Origin of the sequence: Chromobacterium haemolyticum DSM 19808, from assembly GCF_000711885.1 — a bacterium.
GTDB classification, from domain to species: domain Bacteria; phylum Pseudomonadota; class Gammaproteobacteria; order Burkholderiales; family Chromobacteriaceae; genus Chromobacterium; species Chromobacterium haemolyticum.
This window is the reverse complement of record NZ_KL543995.1, coordinates 73597-90531: the sequence shown is the minus strand read 5'-3', so window position 1 is coordinate 90531 and position 16935 is coordinate 73597. Positions and strand designations below refer to the sequence as shown.

The 16935-nt window shown below is 63.1% G+C and carries 14 protein-coding genes; 8 read left to right on the top strand and 6 right to left on the bottom strand.

Annotated elements, in window-relative coordinates; translation table 11 throughout:
* Positions 1–70: 70 nt before the first annotated feature.
* Together BR71_RS20090 and BR71_RS20085 are read right to left on the bottom strand one after the other, a co-directional pair.
* Positions 71–472 (bottom strand): RNA-binding S4 domain-containing protein, encoded by a 402-nt coding sequence (locus tag BR71_RS20090; RefSeq protein WP_043641557.1) that lies wholly within the window; start codon positions 470–472, stop codon positions 71–73.
* Positions 473–1129 carry a fumarylacetoacetate hydrolase family protein gene (locus BR71_RS20085; protein WP_043641556.1) on the bottom strand — a complete coding sequence of 219 codons (657 nt, stop codon included), beginning with the start codon at positions 1127–1129 and terminating at the stop codon, positions 473–475.
* 343 nt (positions 1130–1472) lie between these two features.
* Here BR71_RS20085 and BR71_RS20080 point away from each other — a divergent pair, with 343 nt between their 5' ends.
* Together BR71_RS20080 and BR71_RS20075 are read left to right on the top strand one after the other, a co-directional pair.
* A complete protein-coding gene (locus tag BR71_RS20080) occupies positions 1473–3173 on the top strand; it encodes a PHA/PHB synthase family protein (RefSeq protein WP_370551762.1) in 1701 nt (566 codons plus the stop codon).
* A gap of 203 nt (positions 3174–3376) precedes the next feature.
* Positions 3377–4555, top strand: a complete 1179-nt coding sequence (locus tag BR71_RS20075; protein WP_043641554.1) for an acetyl-CoA C-acetyltransferase — start codon at positions 3377–3379, stop codon at positions 4553–4555.
* Between the two features lie 63 nt (positions 4556–4618).
* On the opposite strand, the gene BR71_RS20070 is transcribed toward BR71_RS20075, so the two are convergent.
* From BR71_RS20070 to BR71_RS20060, 3 genes are all read right to left on the bottom strand, one after another.
* A complete protein-coding gene (locus BR71_RS20070) occupies positions 4619–4984 on the bottom strand; it encodes a DOPA 4,5-dioxygenase family protein (RefSeq protein ID WP_043641553.1) in 366 nt (121 codons plus the stop codon).
* 443 nt (positions 4985–5427) lie between these two features.
* Positions 5428–5556 (bottom strand): hypothetical protein, encoded by a 129-nt coding sequence (locus BR71_RS25030; RefSeq protein ID WP_254894653.1) that lies wholly within the window; start codon positions 5554–5556, stop codon positions 5428–5430.
* A 265-nt stretch (positions 5557–5821) separates the two neighbouring features.
* The gene (locus BR71_RS20060; RefSeq protein ID WP_043641551.1) at positions 5822–6778 is read right to left on the bottom strand and encodes a LysR substrate-binding domain-containing protein; all 957 of its coding nucleotides are present in this window, start codon (positions 6776–6778) and stop codon (positions 5822–5824) included.
* A 209-nt stretch (positions 6779–6987) separates the two neighbouring features.
* Here BR71_RS20060 and BR71_RS20055 point away from each other — a divergent pair, with 209 nt between their 5' ends.
* From BR71_RS20055 to BR71_RS20030, 6 genes are all read left to right on the top strand, one after another.
* Positions 6988–8418 carry an amidase family protein gene (locus BR71_RS20055; RefSeq protein WP_052370913.1) on the top strand — a complete coding sequence of 477 codons (1431 nt, stop codon included), beginning with the start codon at positions 6988–6990 and terminating at the stop codon, positions 8416–8418.
* Complete coding sequence (locus BR71_RS20050) at positions 8408–9922, top strand: aldehyde dehydrogenase (RefSeq protein ID WP_043641549.1); 1515 nt, start codon at positions 8408–8410, stop codon at positions 9920–9922. Before BR71_RS20055 ends, BR71_RS20050 begins: the two co-directional genes overlap by 11 nt.
* A gap of 64 nt (positions 9923–9986) precedes the next feature.
* A complete protein-coding gene (locus tag BR71_RS20045; RefSeq protein WP_043641548.1) occupies positions 9987–11360 on the top strand; it encodes an aminotransferase class III-fold pyridoxal phosphate-dependent enzyme in 1374 nt (457 codons plus the stop codon).
* A gap of 235 nt (positions 11361–11595) precedes the next feature.
* Complete coding sequence (locus tag BR71_RS20040) at positions 11596–12978, top strand: APC family permease (protein ID WP_208854918.1); 1383 nt, start codon at positions 11596–11598, stop codon at positions 12976–12978.
* 149 nt (positions 12979–13127) lie between these two features.
* Positions 13128–14915, top strand: a complete 1788-nt coding sequence (locus BR71_RS20035) for an aminopeptidase P family protein (RefSeq protein WP_208854922.1) — start codon at positions 13128–13130, stop codon at positions 14913–14915.
* A gap of 41 nt (positions 14916–14956) precedes the next feature.
* Entirely contained in the window at positions 14957–15889 is a 933-nt protein-coding gene (locus BR71_RS20030; RefSeq protein ID WP_043641545.1) for a LysR family transcriptional regulator, read from the top strand.
* A 63-nt stretch (positions 15890–15952) separates the two neighbouring features.
* On the opposite strand, the gene BR71_RS20025 is transcribed toward BR71_RS20030, so the two are convergent.
* On the bottom strand, positions 15953–16924 hold the full coding sequence (locus tag BR71_RS20025; RefSeq protein WP_043641544.1) for a polysaccharide deacetylase family protein: 972 nt from the start codon (positions 16922–16924) through the stop codon (positions 15953–15955).
* Between the last annotated feature and the right edge of the window lie 11 nt (positions 16925–16935).

Below are 16935 nucleotides of genomic sequence, written 5' to 3'. Positions count from 1 at the left end.
CCTTAAGCGGACTCCTGGTTGAAAACGTAAAACAGCGCGCGGAATAGCGCAGCGGACTTTGAACAGGCTCTCAGAACTGCCCTTTGAACTTGCCGATCTCCCGCCGCGCCTTCTTGGTGGGACGCCCATCGCCGTGCGGGAAACTGGCGCGCTCCGCTTTCAACAGCAACTGCTGCTCCTCGCGAGCGCGTTGCGAAGCCTCGTCCTCGCGGTAGAGCAGCCGCGCCTCCTGCGCCGGGCGGCGCTGGGTGCTCAGCGCCAGCACCTCGACTCGGTACTCCAGCTGATTGATGCGCATCACCAGTTGGTCGCCCTCCTTGACCACCCGCGACGCCTTGACCCTGTCGCCGTTGACCTGCACCCGCCCCAATTCCAGCGCTTCGTGCGCGAGTTGCCGGGTCTTGAAGAAACGAGCCGCCCACAACCATTTGTCGAGACGGACCTTGCCAGCGTCCTCGCCCGAGGCCGCCATCTAGAGCACGCTCCATTCGGCGGAGGCCAATCCATCCAGCTTCAAACTAAGCTTGTCGCCGGAACGCACCGCCGCCACGCCCTCCGGCGTGCCGGTATAGATCAGATCGCCGGCTTGCAGGCCGTAGATCCGCGACAGATAGGCGATGATGGCCGCCACAGGGAACAACATCAGCCCGGTATCGCCTTGCTGACGCAGCTCCCCGTTAACGCGCAACTCGAAGCTCAGCCGCTGCGGGTCGGCCACCTGAGCCGCCGGTGTCAGCCGGGACAGGCAGGCGGCGGTGGGAAAGCCCTTGGCCTTGGTCCAGGGATGGCCCTTGCTCTTGGCCGCCGATTGCACATCGCGCGCCGTCATGTCCAGACCGATGCCGTAGCCGGCCACATGATCCAGCGCTTCCGATTCCGCAATATCGCGGCCGCCCTTGCCTATCAGCAACACCAGTTCGCACTCGTGGTGCACATCGCTGGAATAGTTGGGCAGACGCAACGGCACGCCCTCACCGGCCAGCGCCGAAGTCGGTTTCAAGAACACCAGCGGCTCGTCTTCCAGCGGGTTGTTCAACTCCGCCGCGTGCGCGGCGTAATTGCGCCCAATGCAGAAGATGTTGCCCACCGCGACGTCCTCTTCGCCCAAGCGCGCCTTGAATGCCGACATGACCATCCTTTCCCGTTCAGTCCAACGTCAATTTAATCTTCGCGATTATCCCATAATTTCCATCCTCCCGGCATGCCAGGCCGAAAGGACAGCTAGGCAGATTGTGCACTGCGGCAACAAGATGCGACTTTCGACGCGCCTTATCGTCCTCCTCCCGGTGAAAATGTCATGCAACCCTGTTACAGTCATGGCGTACCTTGCGACCGCACACTTTGTTACACGGTCCAATGCAGGAAAGCTTCGATAACGCTTCGGCACGTTTCAGGAGACAGCTTTGACCCAAGAAAGTACAAACCCGCTGGATAGTTTCTTCGCCAGCCTATCCGAGGCCAACCAACAATGGATGCAGCAGTTCGTCAACAACCTGCCGCTGCCCCCGCAACCTGGAAATGCTGAATTGCCGCTGGCCAACGCCTGGGGCGCCATGCTCAGCAACGCCGGTCAGTTGTTCGCCTGGCAAAGCAGCCTGTATCAGCAGCAGATGAATCTGTGGTCTCAGTTCCTGGGCCAGGCGCCCGCCGCCAACGGCGACGCCTCGGCGAAAAAGGGCGACCGCCGCTTCGCCTCTCCGGAATGGGACGAACACCCGTTCTATCACTTCCTCAAGCAGGGCTATCTGCTCACCAGCAAGTGGATGACGGAGCTGGTGGACAACGCCCAGCTGGAGGAAGAGGCCAAGGACAAGCTGGCCTTCGCCACCCGCCAATACCTGGACGCGGTCTCCCCCAGCAACTTCATGCTGACCAACCCGGACGTAATGAAACGGGCGATAGAGACCAAGGGTGAAAGCCTGGTCGACGGCATGAAGAACATGCTGGAGGACTTCCAGAAGGGGCACATCTCGATGTCGGACGAAAGTCAGTTCGAGATCGGCAAGAACATCGTGGTCACCCCGGGCCAAGTGGTGTTCCGCAATGAATTGATCGAACTGATCCAGTACACCCCCACCACCGGCCAAGTCTACGAAAAGCCGCTGCTGATCGTGCCGCCCTGCATCAACAAGTACTACCTGATGGACCTGCAGCCGGACAACTCCATGGTGCGCCACTTCGTGGCCCAGGGTTACCGCGTGTTCCTGATCAGCTGGCGCTCGGCGGAACCGGAGATGAAGCATTTCACCTGGGAAAGCTATATCGAGAAAGGCGTGATCGCCGCGGCGGAAACCGTGCGCAAGATCAGCAAGCAGGACAGCATGAACGCGCTGGGCTTCTGTGTCGGCGGCGTCATCCTGACCACCACCCAGTGCGTGCTGCAGGCCCGCGGGCTCAAGTATTTCGACTCCACCACCTTCATGACTTCGCTGATAGACCACGCCGAGCCGGGCGAGATCTCCTACTTCATCGACGAGAACCTGGTGGCCAGCCGCGAAGCCAAAATCGCCGCCGGCGGCATCATCAGCGGCAAGGAAATTGGCCGCACCTTCGCCAGCCTGCGCGCCAACGACCTGGTGTGGAACTACGTGGTCAACAACTACCTGCTGGGCAAAACGCCGGCGCCGTTCGACCTTCTATACTGGAACAACGACGCGGTGGACCTGCCGCTGCCGATGCACACCTTCATGCTGCGCCAGTTCTACATGAACAACGCGCTGACCAAACCAGGCTCCATCACCTTGTGCGGCGTGCCCATCGACGTTTCCAAGATCGACATCCCGGTCTACATTTTCGCCGCGCGCGAAGACCACATCGTGCTGTGGAGTTCCGCCTACTCCGGCATTCACTACTTGACCGGCGCGCCGTCCCGGCGCTTCGTGCTGGGCGCCTCCGGCCATATCGCCGGCTCGATCAACCCGGTGACCAAGGACAAGCGCAATTACTGGGTCAACGACAAGCTGCCGGAACACGCGGACGCCTGGCTGGAAACCGCGGAAAGCCGCCCCGGCAGCTGGTGGAAGGACTGGGACGCCTGGCTGGCTCCGCAATCCGGCAAGAAAGTCGCCGCGCCCAAGAGCCTGGGCAGCAAAGACTTCCCGCCGCTGCAAGCGGCGCCGGGCAGCTATGTGCTGGCCAAGGCCATGCCCAGCGTGGTGGCCAGCCTGCAGTAAACGCTTGTTTACGATCGGCAACGCGTCGGCGGGATAGGGTCAAGAAACTAGAACACCGCCCAAGCCGATGCGCCTTGCCACAGCCGTAAAACCGAGTTTTGTCAGTCATTCCAAAGACGCACCGCCTACCGCTTCCAACGCCGGCGGCGCGTTGGCCGACACACCGACCTTCGCGGTCACATTGAAGAGAGACGGAGAAAAACATGGAAGTCGTGATTGTCGCAGCAACCCGCACCGCCATCGGCAGCTTTGGCGGCGCGCTGGCCAAGATCCCGGCCCCGGAACTGGGCGCCACCGTCATCAAATCGCTGCTGGCTCAAACCGGCCTGAAACCGGAAGACGTCAGCGAAGTCATTCTCGGACAAGTGCTGACCGCCGGCAGCGGCCAGAACCCGGCTCGCCAGGCCTTGATCAAGGCCGGCCTGCCCGTCACCACTCCGGCCACCACTCTCAACGTAGTCTGCGGCTCCGGTCTGCGCGCCGTTCACTTGGGCGCTCAAGCCATCGCCAACGGCGACGCCGACATCGTCATCGCCGGCGGTCAGGAAAACATGTCCTTGTCGCCGCACATCCTGCCCGGCTCGCGCGATGGTTTCCGCATGGGCAACGCTCAACTGATCGACACCATGGTCAACGACGGCCTGACCGACGCCTACAACGCCTATCACATGGGCATCACCGCCGAAAACGTGGCAGAGAAGTACGGCATCGGCCGTGAAGAGCAGGACGCGCTGGCGCTGGCCTCGCAGCAACGCGCCGCCGCCGCGCAGAAAGCCGGCAAGTTCAAGGACGAGATCACCCCGGTACTGGTGCCGCAGCGCAAAGGCGATCCGGTCGCTTTCGACAACGACGAGTTCATCAAGCACGACGCCAGCGCCGAAGGCTTGGCCAAACTGCGCGCCGCATTCAAGAAAGAAGGCACCGTCACCGCCGGCAACGCTTCCGGCATCAATGACGGCGCCGCCGCGGTGCTGCTGATGTCGGCGCAGAAGGCCGACCAGCTGGGCCTGAAGCCGCTGGCCGCGATCAAGGCTTACGCGCTGACCGGCTGCGCGCCGAAAATCATGGGCATAGGCCCGGTGGCCGCCACCCGCAAGGCGCTGGACAAAGCCGGCTGGAAGGTGGAGGAACTGGACCTGGTGGAAGCCAACGAAGCCTTCGCCGCTCAGGCGCTGGGCGTGGCGCGCGAACTGGGCTGGGGCCCGGATAAGGTCAACGTCAACGGCGGCGCCATCGCGCTGGGCCATCCGATCGGCGCTTCCGGCTGCCGCGTGCTGGTCACCCTGCTGCATGAAATGCAGCGCCGCGACGCCAAGAAGGGCCTGGCCACGCTGTGCATCGGCGGCGGCATGGGCGTGGCGCTGGCGGTGGAACGTCGCTAAGCCGTTTCGCGCAAACAAAAAACCCACCGGCTCCGGTGGGTTTTTTTGTACTCGCGGGCAGGTTCAGCCTGAGCGCGCATTGTCGCCATGCTGGAGCAGGAATGCCATATTCAGTTCCAGCGGCGCGCCCAGCCACATGGCGAAATCGCTGTGATCCTCTACATCGTCGCCAGTCAGCGGGTGCAGCAGCACGCTCAGCCCCTCCCGGTTCAACATCAGCCACGGCACGATTTGGCCAAACAAAGCCGGCGCGAAAGCGATCTGGTAAGCGCCCACCGGGTGCGGCCCGTAAGCCTGCTCGCGCCAGCGCCCCAACTCCACCTCGAAGCGCTGCGCCACCGCCTCGCGCAGCCGCCGCGCAGCCGGCTGCTGCTTTGCGTCGTAATAGACATGGGCGTGATAGCCCGTCACCTCGAATGCCTGCTGCATCGTTTGCTCCCGTGCTCTAAGAACCTGTTTACGATCTGCTACGCGTCGGCGATACGGCGTTGAAAGCGGCTTCAAAATGATCATGTACCATGTGTACACTCCGCTTTTCAGCCGTTATCGCCTTGTCTCGCCATTGCTCGCGAGATCGTAAACAGGTGCTAAGTCCGCGCTCACGGCGACTGGACCCGAACAAAGCCTGTAAAGCTATCGTTCCCGCCGCAAAAAATCAAGACGGCATATTCCGACCCGGGCACATGTCCACGCCCTGAAACCGCCCCCGCCAAACAAAAACCTCCTGGCCGCGATGGCAGGAGGTCTGGACGATTGGCCGGCCCGCTGGCCGGCGTAGACGGTCGGATGGACCGTGAAGGAAAACAGCGCAGGGATCAAAACCAGCGAGGCGCTCAGCACATCAAGCCAGCCGCATCGCCGCAGCGCTCGTCTTAGTGGGGGACAATAATGGGCGCCCCGTCCGGCCCGTGTTTCTTCTGATGTTTGGCCGCCCGCTTTTCCTTGGGGGTCATCAATGGCTGCTTCTTGGCTTCCTTGCTGCTGTGTCTTGATTTACTCATGATCAGCTCCTTGGCATGCATCGGCGGTGCCGATGCCGGCTCCAGTATAGCCCTCATCCGGGCTTGCCATGGAGATAAAATACCCATCCGGGCGTCAAGCTCTGCGCATGGGCGACGGTTTCCAATCGCTTTTTAGAGCGGCTAACAAACCTCTGATGCCGCGGTGCGCCGGATTGCCGTACCCAAGTAATGCCAGCGTCGGCACGCCTTGGCTCAGGTTCTCCGCAAGGTTTTGTCAGCGGCTCTAAATGGTTGAATGAATACTTCAAACCTGAAAAAGAGTCGCCGCCAAAGCCGGGGTCGCCACGGCGAAACCCTCCGGCCCCAATTGGCGAAAATGCTGCTGCGTCGCGGTAATAAAGTCCTGGATGAAAGCGGGTTTTTCCCGGCCATGTTTATCTTGCACAATCAGCGTGGGCGCGGAGCTGAAATCGGCAAACGGCCGTCGTATCAACTCCGGCCCGTCCCGAGTGGCGCTGCCGGACGGGCACATATTCAGGATGGAACAGCCAAATCCCGCGGAAACCGCCGCGCGCACGGTTTCATACGAACGCGTCCTGAAGCGCACATGAGGCTGACAAGGCGATATTTCGAACAAGGCCAACAAATACGCCGCCGTCTGCGGCAAATCCAGCAACACCAGCGGCCGAAGCGCCAAATCCGCCAACGAGACCGCCTCTTGCTCCGCCAGCGGGTCTTGTATCGACAGCAAGGCATGACAGGGCACCTTGCAGATACGGCTGACCTCCTCGTCCAAATGAAAGCCGATATCGTAGGTTACGATCAAATCCACCTCGTCGGCCGCCAACCAGCTGCGCAGTTGCGACTGGTCTCCTTCCCGCAGCTGGATGTCGACTTCGCCTTGACCCTGTATATAACGTTTCAGCACATCCGGCATGAACAAGGCGCCAAACGGCTCAAAACAGCCAATCCGCAATTGAACGGTCCCCGGCCGCGTCAGATTGGCGATGCAACGATTAAACGCCGACTTCGCTTCCAACATATCCTGCGCCGCCAGCATGAACTGCTTGCCCGCCGGAGTGATTTTTACGCCACGCGCCGGGCGGCGTTCAAAAATCCGAAACCCTATTTGGTTTTCCACATGAATGATGGCGCTCAGCAAGGCGGATTTGGAAATCGGTATCGCCTCCGCCGCCGCCGCGATGCTTCCCGTCAATGCCACTTCATAGACATAACGTATTTGTCTAATCGAAATATTCATGTCCCCTCCCCTAAGCTGGCATTTGGGAGCCTGTTGAAAGTCTGCCGTGCTTCAGCGGCGTAACAGGCTCTTACACATAAAAACAGCGCAACTTGCCGCGAAAAATGCGTTTTTCCGCGCCGCCTCGTTTGCTTACCATCATCACAAAACAACACCACCGCCCAGTCATGCCATAGCGGCCACGCCGCACCTTACCTTGGGGGCTTAGTATGTCATCCATCCACACACTCCCGCTGTCGGACGCGTCGCCGCTCTGCCGGCTGAACGTGCAAAACATGACCAGCCGCTACGCCGCGGCAAGCCTTTCTCCGCTTGAAGTCGCGGAAGCGGCGCTGGCCAGGGCGTCGGCGGTCCAAGACCGTTACAACGCCTTCGCTTTTATCGACAGCGCCGGCGCGCTCGACGCCGCCGCCGCGGCCGATGAGCGTTGGCGGCGGGGGCGTCCCTTGTCTCCCATCGATGGCGTGCCCGCCACGATCAAGGACATCGTTCAAGTGCAAGGCTGGAGCGTGCGCTATGGCAGCCGCAGCAGCAGCGCGGCGGTTTGCGGCAGCGACGCTCCGTCGGTTGCTCGCTTGCGCGCCGCCGGCGCCGTCTTGCTGGGCATGACGACCATGCCGGAATTCGGCTGGAAAGCCGTCACCGATAATCCGCTTCACGGGATTACGCGCAATCCGTGGGGACCTGAACTGACGCCGGGGGGCTCTTCCGGCGGCGCGGCCGTGGCCGCCGCGGCCGGAGCGGGCGTATTGCACCTAGGGACGGATGGCGGCGGGTCCATTCGCATCCCGGCGGCCTTCTGCGGTCTGGTTGGACACAAACCCAGCTTTGGCCGGGTGCCGGCCTATCCCGGCAGCGCCTTCGGCACCTTGGCGCATATCGGGCCGATTGCGCGCTGCGTCGGCGATGTCAGCGCCATGCTGGACGCGATGAGCGGACGCGACTTGCGTGACTGGCATCAGCCCATCGGCGGCGAGCCCTCTTTCCCTCCCTTGGCGCTAAGCCGGGCCAGAGTGGCTTACTGGTCCATCCCGGCCTGCGGCCAGCTGCAAGCGGAAGTGGCCGCGGTCATAGAGCGGGCCTTGGATCTGGTGCGCTCATTGGGAGTGGAGATCCAGCCATTCGAACTTCCCGATATCGATCTGCTCGATGTTTTCCAAAAGCACTGGTTCAGCGGCGCGGCCAACCGGCTGTCCATGGTGGAGCCGGCTCTGCGCGGGCAACTGGACCCTGGCTTTGTCGCAATAGCCGAGCGCGGCCTGGCCCTGAGCGCGGCGGACTTGGTTGCGGCTCAAACCCGGCGCGCCGAATTTGGCGCCTTCATGGACCAGACGATGAGCCGGTTCGATCTGCTGCTAGCGCCGGCCACCCCCTTGACGGCCTTCCCCATCGCCTCGCGACAGCCGGCCGGCGATGGCGCTGCCTGGACAGAGTGGGCGGGTTTCAGCTTCCCGCTCAATCTAAGCCAGCATCCCGCCTGCGTCGTCCCCTGCGGCCTGAGCTCGGAAGGCAAGCCGGTTGGGCTGCAATTCATCGGCGCGCGCGGGGCGGACCGGCAATTGCTGTCGCTGGCCGGTCAGTTTGAATCGCTGGGCGCCTTTCCCCACTTATTAGACTCAGGAGCCGAATATGTCCGCTGAACCTCTCTTAGCCGACGACTGGCGCGCCCTGGCCAAGGCACTGCCCTTGGAACAGGGGCTGTTCATTGACGGGGACTTTCGTCAGGCGCGTTCCGGCCGGCGCTTCGCCAGCGTCAATCCAAGCAATGGCGAGACCCTGGCCAAGCTGCCCAGCGCCGATGGCCAGGACGTGGATATCGCCGTCAATTCCGCGCGGCGCGCTTTTCAGTCCGGCGTCTGGTCCAGACGACCGCCGCGGGAGCGTATGGCCGTCCTCAATCGGCTCGCCGATTTGATCGAACAACATCAACGCACTTTCGCTTTGCTGGACTGCCTGGACATGGGCAAGCCAATTAGCGAGATGCTGACGGTGGACTTGCCCCTGAGCGTGCAGTGCCTGCGCTTTACCGCGGAATCCATCGACAAGGTACTGGGCACGGTGGGAGCAACCGCCAGCCACATCCATAGCTTTGTGCTGCGCCAACCCTTGGGCGTGGTGGCTTGCGTGGTGCCCTGGAATTACCCCTTGCTGATGAGCTGCTGGAAGATCGCGCCGGCGCTGGCGGCCGGCAACTCCGTGGTGCTCAAGCCGGCGGAAGAGTCTCCGCTCAGCGCTTTATGGCTGGCCAAGCTCTTCATTGAGGCGGGCGCCCCGCCCGGGGTACTCAATGTGCTGACCGGCGATGGACCTGGCTGCGGCCGGCCGTTGGCCTTGCATCAGGATGTCGACAAGATCGCCTTCACCGGTTCGGCGGAAGTGGGCAAGCTGATGCTGTGCTACGCGGGCCAGTCCAATATGAAGCAACTGTCCTTGGAGTGCGGCGGCAAATCCCCCCATGTGATTTTGGCCGATGTCCAGGACCTGGAGGCCGCCGCGCGTTGGGCGGCCATGGGCGTATTCGGCAATCAAGGCCAGATCTGCTGCGCCGGCTCCCGCCTGCTGGTGGAACAAAGCATTCTTCCCGATTTTCTCGAAGCCTTCCTAAACGCCGCGCGCGCGCATCACATCCCGGGAGACCCGCTGGACCCCGCCACCAGCATGGGCCCACTGGTGAGCCGCGGCCAGCAGCGGCGCGTGCTGGATTACATTGCGCTGGGCCGGCAAGCCGGTGCGCAATGCCTGCTGGGCGGCGACACCCCGCGCCATCTGGACCACGGCGCCTACGTCAACCCCACCGTGTTCGCCGGCGTGAACAACGGCATGCGCATAGCGCGAGAAGAGATTTTCGGCCCAGTGGCCTGCGTGATGCCGGTATCCGGCTTGGACCAGGCCATCGCCATCGCCAATGACAGCCCCTTTGGCCTGGCGGCGGGCATCTGGACCCAAAACCTCAACCATGCGCATCGCTTCGCGCGCGAGGTAGAAGCCGGCATGGTCTACGTCAACAGCTATATGGACGGCGATATGCAACTGCCGTTCGGCGGCTGGAAAGAGTCCGGCAATGGCCGCGACAAATGCTTTGACGCCTTGCTGGCCTACACCCAGACCAAGGGGGTGTGGATGACGCTGAACCAGGAGCAATAGGACAACAGAACGCCGACCATCGGAACAAGCCGGCGCCGCAACGTAAAACCGAGGAGAAAACATCATGACCAGCACGGCAAATCGCCATCCTACCGGCCATCTTTTGTATCCCTTCGCCAATGCCAGCCATATTGCCGCGCATCCGCCGCTGCGGATCGATCGCGCTTCGGGTTGCCATGTCTTCGATCAAGCCGGGAAACGCTATCTAGATGGGCAAGGCGGCTTGTGGAATGTCAACGTCGGGCACGACCATCCAGAAATCAAGGAGGCCATCACCCAACAATTAAACCAGCTGGGTTTTTATTCGATTTTTGGCGGCACCACCACGCAGCCGGCCATGGCGCTGGCTGAGCGTTTATGCCGGATGACCGAGCCCGAAGGCATGAGCGCCGCCTTTTTCTCTTCCGGCGGCTCGGAAGCCAATGAAGCGGCGTTTAAACTGGCCCGCCAGTACTGGCGGCAATGCGGCGAGCCTGAGCGCCATAAAATCATCTCGCTGAAGCAGGCTTACCACGGCGTCACCCTGGGAGCCTTGTCGGCGAACGGCAGCACCGCTTATCGCCAGGCTTACGAACCCTTGCTGGCGGGCTTCAGCCAAGTGGACACCCCCCATCTATACCGCAACCCCTACACCGACGATTCAGAAACCCTAGGCCGCTTATGCGCGCAATTGCTGGAGCGGGAAATCCTCCATCAGGGCCCCGGCACCGTGGCGGCCTTCATTGCCGAGCCGGTGCAAGGCGCCGGCGGCGTCATTGTCCCGCCCCCCAATTATTGGCCCTTGGTGCGCGAGGTGTGCGACCGCTATCGCGTGCTCCTGATCGCGGACGAAGTGGTCACCGGTTTCGGCCGCATTGGAAACCTGTTCGGCAGCCGGCATTGGGGGGTGAAGCCGGACATCATGGTATTCGCCAAGGGAATCAACAGCGGCTACATCCCGCTGGGGGCCACCCTGATGAATCAAAGAGTGGAGTCGGCATTTCACTCCAGCGACGCCCGCCAGTTCAGCCCAGCGGCCTTCTATCACGGCAACACTTATGCCGGCCATCCGCTGGCCTGCGCGGCGGCGCTGGCCAATCTGGAGATCATCGAAAGGGAAAACCTGACGGAAAACGCGGCCAAGGTAGGCGGTCATTTATTGGAGCGCCTGAAAAGCATAAAGGGCAAGCATCCCCATATGGGCGATGTCCGCGGCCTGGGCCTGATGATAGGCGTGGAACTGGTGGCCGACCCCGTCGGCAAACAGCCTTTTGATCTGGACCTGGGCTTCGGCGCGTATATCTCCGATTACTGCCGTCGACACGGGGTGTTGATACGCAATCTGGCGGACACTTTCATCATTTCTCCGCCCTTGACGCTGAGCATGGAGCAGGCCGAGCTCATCGCGAATACCTTCGAGCAAGCCATCAAAGCCGCGGAGAAAGCCTTGCTACGGTAACCCGCATGGAGATCAAGCGGCTTGCATAGACAACAATAGCCGGCCCCAAGAGCCTGTTAACGACGCGCAGCAGACTCCCTGCAGGCTCAAAGAAGTTGCCGGCAATAAGACCCGCTGACAAAACCCCTGATCCTGAGTTGCGCCGACTTGTCGTACGCCTGGTACTGCCGGCGTCGGCGCGCCTTGGCTCAGGTACGCTGCGCGGTTTTGTGTGCGGCGCTAAAGGAGAATCATGATGGCAGGATATCCCCCGTTCCCCGTAACGGAGCCCGCGCAGCCCCTTCCCTACGCCGGATCGCTACGCCGAGTGTTATCGCTGCCGGCGCTGACTTTGTTTGGCCTGGTCTATATGGTGCCCTTGACCGTATTCACCACCTATGGCGTGGTCACTCAAGTCACCGGCGGCCGCACCGCCTTGGCTTATCTGCTCACCTTGCTGTCCATTTTTTTCACCGCGCTGTCTTATAGCCGCATGGTCGACCGCTACCCGGTTGCAGGCTCGGCCTATTCTTATGCCCGTAAAAGCTTTGGTCCGATGACGGGCTTTCTGGCCGGCTGGTCTTTATTGCTCGATTACCTGTTTTTACCCATGATCAATTATCTGGTGATCGGCATCTACCTGCATCAAAGCTTTCCTCAAGTGCCGGCCTGGGGCTTTATCGTGACGATGATCGCGCTGGTCACGGTGTTGAATGTGCTGGGCATTCAATCAGTGTCGCGTTTCGGCAATGCGCTGATAGCCGCGCAGCTAGTCTTTGTTCTGGTGTTTGTCGGGCTGGCGGCCCGGCAGATCATGACTCAGACCAGCGTGGATCTGCTGGCGCCCTGGCAGGGGGACGGCAGCGCCATCGGGATGGCGCCGGTGCTGGCCGGCGCGGCCATTCTGTGTTTGTCCTTTCTAGGCTTCGACGCGGTGTCCACTTTGGCGGAAGAGGCGCGGGAACCGCGCCGCGACATCCCGCGGGCCATCATCGTCACGACAATAGGAGCGGGACTGCTGTTCATCCTGCTGGCGGCCATCAGCCAGCTGGCTTTCCCCGGCAGCAGATTCCAGCATGTGGACTCAGCCGCCAATGAGGTGATGCGGCGCATCGCCGGCCCCTATTTCGTCAGTTTTTTCACCGCCAGCTATGTGGCCGGCGCCTTTGGATCGGCACTGGCCTCCCAAGCCTCGGTCTCGCGCATTTTGTACAGCATGGGCAGGGATCGTGTCTTGCCGCACCGGATCTTTGCCGGCCTGTCACAACGCTTCAACACCCCGATCTGGTCGATACTCGTGGTATCCCTCTGTTCCACGCTGGCGCTGGTGATCGATTTGGCCACCCTGGCCTCCCTGATCAGTTTCGGGGCTCTGGTGGCGTTCTCGGTGGTCAACCTGGCGGTGATCAAAACCTATCTGCTGGATGGCAAGCCGCATCCGTTTAGCGCCTGGATGCGTTATGGCTCGCCCGCGGCGATTGGATTTGCCTTGACGCTCTGGCTGTGGACCAGCCTGTCCGCGCTCACCTTGCAAATCGGCCTGGGCTGGCTCGCCGCGGGCATGGCGTATTTGCTGTGCCTGACGCGCGGCCTGCGCAAAGCCGTGCCCACGGTTCAATTCGACAACAGCGAGACTTGAGCGAAGGCGGGCGCCCCACGCCCGCCCCCGCCTAAAATGACATGGCAATCATCAGCTATGCTCATACTCTTGCGCCTCGGTTTCATTAGCCACAGAATGCATGGCATACATCCCCCGGAGCCGGCATGAACACCCTCGCAACCCCTCAACTGGACACCATTCCGCAACGCATCGCCGCCCTGCGCGCCGCCATGAAGAACGCCGGAGTCGACGCCTGTCTGGTGCCCTCGTCCGATCCCCACCTGTCGGAGTATCTGCCGGCGCGCTGGCAAGCCCGCCAATGGCTGTCCGGCTTCACCGGCTCCATGGGCACGCTGATCGTCACCCACAACTTCGCAGGCGTCTGGGCCGACAGCCGGTACTGGGTGCAAGCCGAAGCCGAACTGGCCGGCAGCGGCATTCAGCTGGTCAAGATCGTCAGCGCAGCCAGCGCCGACCACCTTGGCTGGATCTCCAAGACGCTGAGCGCCGGCCAGACGCTGTCGGTGGACGGCGATTCGCTGGGCCTGGCCGCTGCCAAAGCGCTGCAAGCCGCGCTGGAACAGGCTGGCGCTCGCTTGCGCACCGACCTGGATCTGATAGACGTCATCAACCCGCAGCGCCCCCCGCTGCCGGATGCGCCGGTGTATCAACATGAGGCGGCGTTCGCGCCGCAAAGCCGCGCGGACAAGCTGGCGCGCTTGCGCGCCGCCATGGCGGAAGCCGGCGCCGATTGGCACTTCCTGTCCACGCTGGACGACATCGCCTGGAGCTTCAATCTGCGCGGCAGCGACGTCAACTACAACCCGGTGTTCATCAGCCATGCGCTGCTGGGCCGGCAACAGGCCATCCTCTTCGTCGGCGAAGGCAAGGTTTCCGCCGAACTGCGCGCCCAACTGGCGGCCGACGGCGTCGAAGTCCAGCCCTACGCCCAGGCCAAGCCGGCGCTCGGCGCGCTGCCGGCCGGCGCCAGCCTGCTGCTGGACCCGCGCCGCGTCACCCTGGGCTTGCGCCAGGCGGTTAATCCGGCAGCCCGCGTGATCGAGGCGATCAATCCCAGCACCTTGTTCAAATCCTGCAAAACGCCGGAAGAAGCCGCTCACATCCGCGGTGCGATGGAGCAGGACGGCGCGGCGCTGTGCGAGTTCTTCGCCTGGTTCGAAAGCGAAGTTAACCGCAGCCGCGTCACCGAGCTGACCATAGACGCGGAAATCACCGCCGCGCGCGCGCGTCGCCCCGGCTTCGTGTCGCCCAGTTTCGGCACCATCGCAGGCTTCAACGCCAACGGCGCACTGCCGCACTACCACGCCACCGAGGCCGCCCACAGCGAAATCAAGGGCGACGGCCTGCTGCTGATCGACTCAGGCGGTCAATACCTGGGCGGCACCACCGACATCACCCGGGTGCTGGCGGTCGGCACGCCGTCCGCCGAGCAAAAGCGCGACTTCACCCTGGTTCTAAAAGGCACCATAGGCCTGTCCATGGCGCATTTCCCGCGCGGCACCCTGTCGCCGATGCTGGACGCTCTGGCGCGCGCGCCGCTGTGGCAGCACGACATCGACTTCGGCCACGGCACCGGCCACGGCGTCGGCTACTTCCTCAATGTTCACGAAGGCCCGCAGAGCATTTCCCGCGCGGTGCCGGACGCCAATATGGCGATGCAGGAAGGCATGGTCACCTCGATCGAACCCGGCGTCTACCGGCCCGGCCGCTGGGGCGTGCGCATAGAGAACCTGGTGCTGAACGTGGCCTCGTCGCAAAATGAATTCGGCGACTTCCTGCGCTTCGAAACCCTGACCCTATGCCCTATCGACACCCGCTGCCTGGACTTCAACCTGCTGTCCCGCGCCGAGGTGGACTGGCTGAACCAGTACCATGCCGAGGTGCGCGCGCGCTTGCTGCCGCTGGTGGACGGCGCGGCGCGCGAATGGCTGCTGGCCAATACTGAAACCATCTAGACCCCTCGCTGCCCGGGCGCTCCCGCGCCTGGGCCATTCACATGCTTGATAGACTCAACGACCTACGCCTCTTCCTTGACGCCGCCCAACTGGGCAGTTTCTCCGCCGCCGGCCGCAAGCAGGGCCTATCCCCCGCCGCCGCCAGCGCCTGCATCCAGCGGCTGGAAGCGGCGCTGGGCAGCCGCTTGTTCCAACGCACCACTCGCCAACTGCGGCTGACCGAGGCAGGAGAAATCTTCCGCGACCACTGCCAGCGCGCGCTGGACACCCTGCAGCAAGGCCAGGACAGGCTGCAGCGGGAACAAAGCGAACTCAGCGGCCTGATCCGGCTGTCAGCGCCGTCGGATCTGGGCCGACACGCCTTGCTGGACTGCCTGGACGAATTCCGCCGCCTGCATCCGGCGGTGCATTTCGCCTTGCAACTGGACGACACCCCGGCCGATTTGATCGGCGAAGACATCGACATCGCCATCCGCTACGGCCAGCCGGCGGACAGCAGCCTGATCGCGCGCGAACTGGCCGCCAGCCGCCGCGTGGTCTGCGCCGCGCCGGCGCTGCTCGCGCGCACCGGCACGCCCCGCCATCCGCGGCAGCTGGCCGAACTGCCGACGCTGACCCTGGTCACCGGCGACGGGCCGATGCATGAATGGCCTTACCGCGAGCACGGACAGCGCCGCGCGCTGCGGCTGGAACGCGCGCAGCAGAGCAACGACGGCGAGGTGATCCGCCGCTGGGCGCTGCAAGGCCAGGGCTTCGCCTACAAATCGCTGCTGGACATCGCCGACGATCTGCGCCAAGGCCGCCTGCTCACGGTGCTGGACGAGTACTTCACCGACAGCGCGCCGCTGCACCTGCTTTACCCCGTCCAGCGCGGCCAACCGCTGCGCATCCGCCGGCTGATCGACTTCCTGCGCGAGCGGCTGTCGGCGCTGCCGGCTACCGCCCTGCTGCCGGAGGCCGGCTCCCAATTGTAAAAAAACCGCGGCGCGGCCAATGGCCGTTCCGCGGTTTTAGGGTGCGTCTCATGGTTCGGCGGCTCAGTCCGCCGGCACCTTGTCCGCCTGCAGCGCGAAGCGCGCGATCTCGTCCTTGCGCATGAAGGCGACGCCGGCATGGCTCTGCGCGTAGCGGATGAATTGCTCCAAGGCCTTGACCCGCGCCGGCGAGCCGGAAATGCGGTCGTGGGTGCTGATCGACATCATCCGCCGCCGCGAACCGGCCTCTGCATACAGCACGTCAAACTCAGCCTTCAAATCGGACAGGTAAGCCTCGTTGCTCAAAGCCGGCGAATCAAAACGCACGATGTCGTTGTTGCGCAAGGTATAAGGCACCACCACGAAGGGCTTGCCCTTGACCGGCACCGTGAACGGCTCGTCTCGGCTGACGTTGTCGATGTGATAGAGAAAGCCCAGTTGCTGCAGAATGCCCAGGGTATTGGGCGTGCCGCGCAGCCAGAAGGCGTTGAAGCCCACCGGACGCGCGCCGGTGGCGCGCTCTATGCTGGCGATATTGGCGCGATAGGCCGCCTCTTCCTGCTCCGGCGTCATCGAGTACTGCGGTTCCCAGGTCTGGCCGTGCGCCGCCGCTTCATGGCCTCGCGCCACGATCTCGCGCGCCAGCTGCGGGCTGCGATCCACCGCCTGCCCCACCATGTGCGAAGTCACCTTCACGCCGGTGCGATCCCACAGGTCCAACAACCGCGGAATGCCCTCCTTGACGCCGTAGTCGTACCAGCTTTGCATCGGCAAGTCCGCGTACTTGGGGTCCAGCGGTGGAAACGGCCCGCTGGCGCCGCGCTCCGGCTGCGCGCCGGCCTCGAACTGCATGGAAATCGAAATCGCCAGGCGCGCGCCGTTCGGCCAGAAGGCGCCGCCGCTTGCTGTGTTTGCCGTCATCTTGCTTGCTCCAGTCGCCGCCAGCGCCGCGCCGTGCGCCAGCATCAGCGCGGTGCCGCCCGCGGCCGCGCCGGCCAGGAACTGGCGACGATTGATGGGTAGGGTATCGGACATCTCAAGTCCTC

Excerpts from the sequence above, each read along its gene's own strand:
- BR71_RS20090 (WP_043641557.1), bottom strand. The coding sequence starts at position 472 with ATGGCGGCCTCGGGCGAGGACGCTGGCAAGGTCCGTCTCGACAAATGG.
- BR71_RS20085 (WP_043641556.1), bottom strand. The coding sequence starts at position 1,129 with ATGTCGGCATTCAAGGCGCGCTTGGGCGAAGAGGACGTCGCGGTGGGC.
- BR71_RS20080 (WP_370551762.1), top strand. The coding sequence starts at position 1,473 with ATGCAGCAGTTCGTCAACAACCTGCCGCTGCCCCCGCAACCTGGAAAT.
- BR71_RS20075 (WP_043641554.1), top strand. The coding sequence starts at position 3,377 with ATGGAAGTCGTGATTGTCGCAGCAACCCGCACCGCCATCGGCAGCTTT.
- BR71_RS20070 (WP_043641553.1), bottom strand. The coding sequence starts at position 4,984 with ATGCAGCAGGCATTCGAGGTGACGGGCTATCACGCCCATGTCTATTAC.
- BR71_RS25030 (WP_254894653.1), bottom strand. The coding sequence starts at position 5,556 with ATGAGTAAATCAAGACACAGCAGCAAGGAAGCCAAGAAGCAGCCATTG.
- BR71_RS20060 (WP_043641551.1), bottom strand. The coding sequence starts at position 6,778 with ATGAATATTTCGATTAGACAAATACGTTATGTCTATGAAGTGGCATTG.
- BR71_RS20055 (WP_052370913.1), top strand. The coding sequence starts at position 6,988 with ATGTCATCCATCCACACACTCCCGCTGTCGGACGCGTCGCCGCTCTGC.
- BR71_RS20050 (WP_043641549.1), top strand. The coding sequence starts at position 8,408 with ATGTCCGCTGAACCTCTCTTAGCCGACGACTGGCGCGCCCTGGCCAAG.
- BR71_RS20045 (WP_043641548.1), top strand. The coding sequence starts at position 9,987 with ATGACCAGCACGGCAAATCGCCATCCTACCGGCCATCTTTTGTATCCC.
- BR71_RS20040 (WP_208854918.1), top strand. The coding sequence starts at position 11,596 with ATGGCAGGATATCCCCCGTTCCCCGTAACGGAGCCCGCGCAGCCCCTT.
- BR71_RS20030 (WP_043641545.1), top strand. The coding sequence starts at position 14,957 with ATGCTTGATAGACTCAACGACCTACGCCTCTTCCTTGACGCCGCCCAA.
- BR71_RS20025 (WP_043641544.1), bottom strand. The coding sequence starts at position 16,924 with ATGTCCGATACCCTACCCATCAATCGTCGCCAGTTCCTGGCCGGCGCG.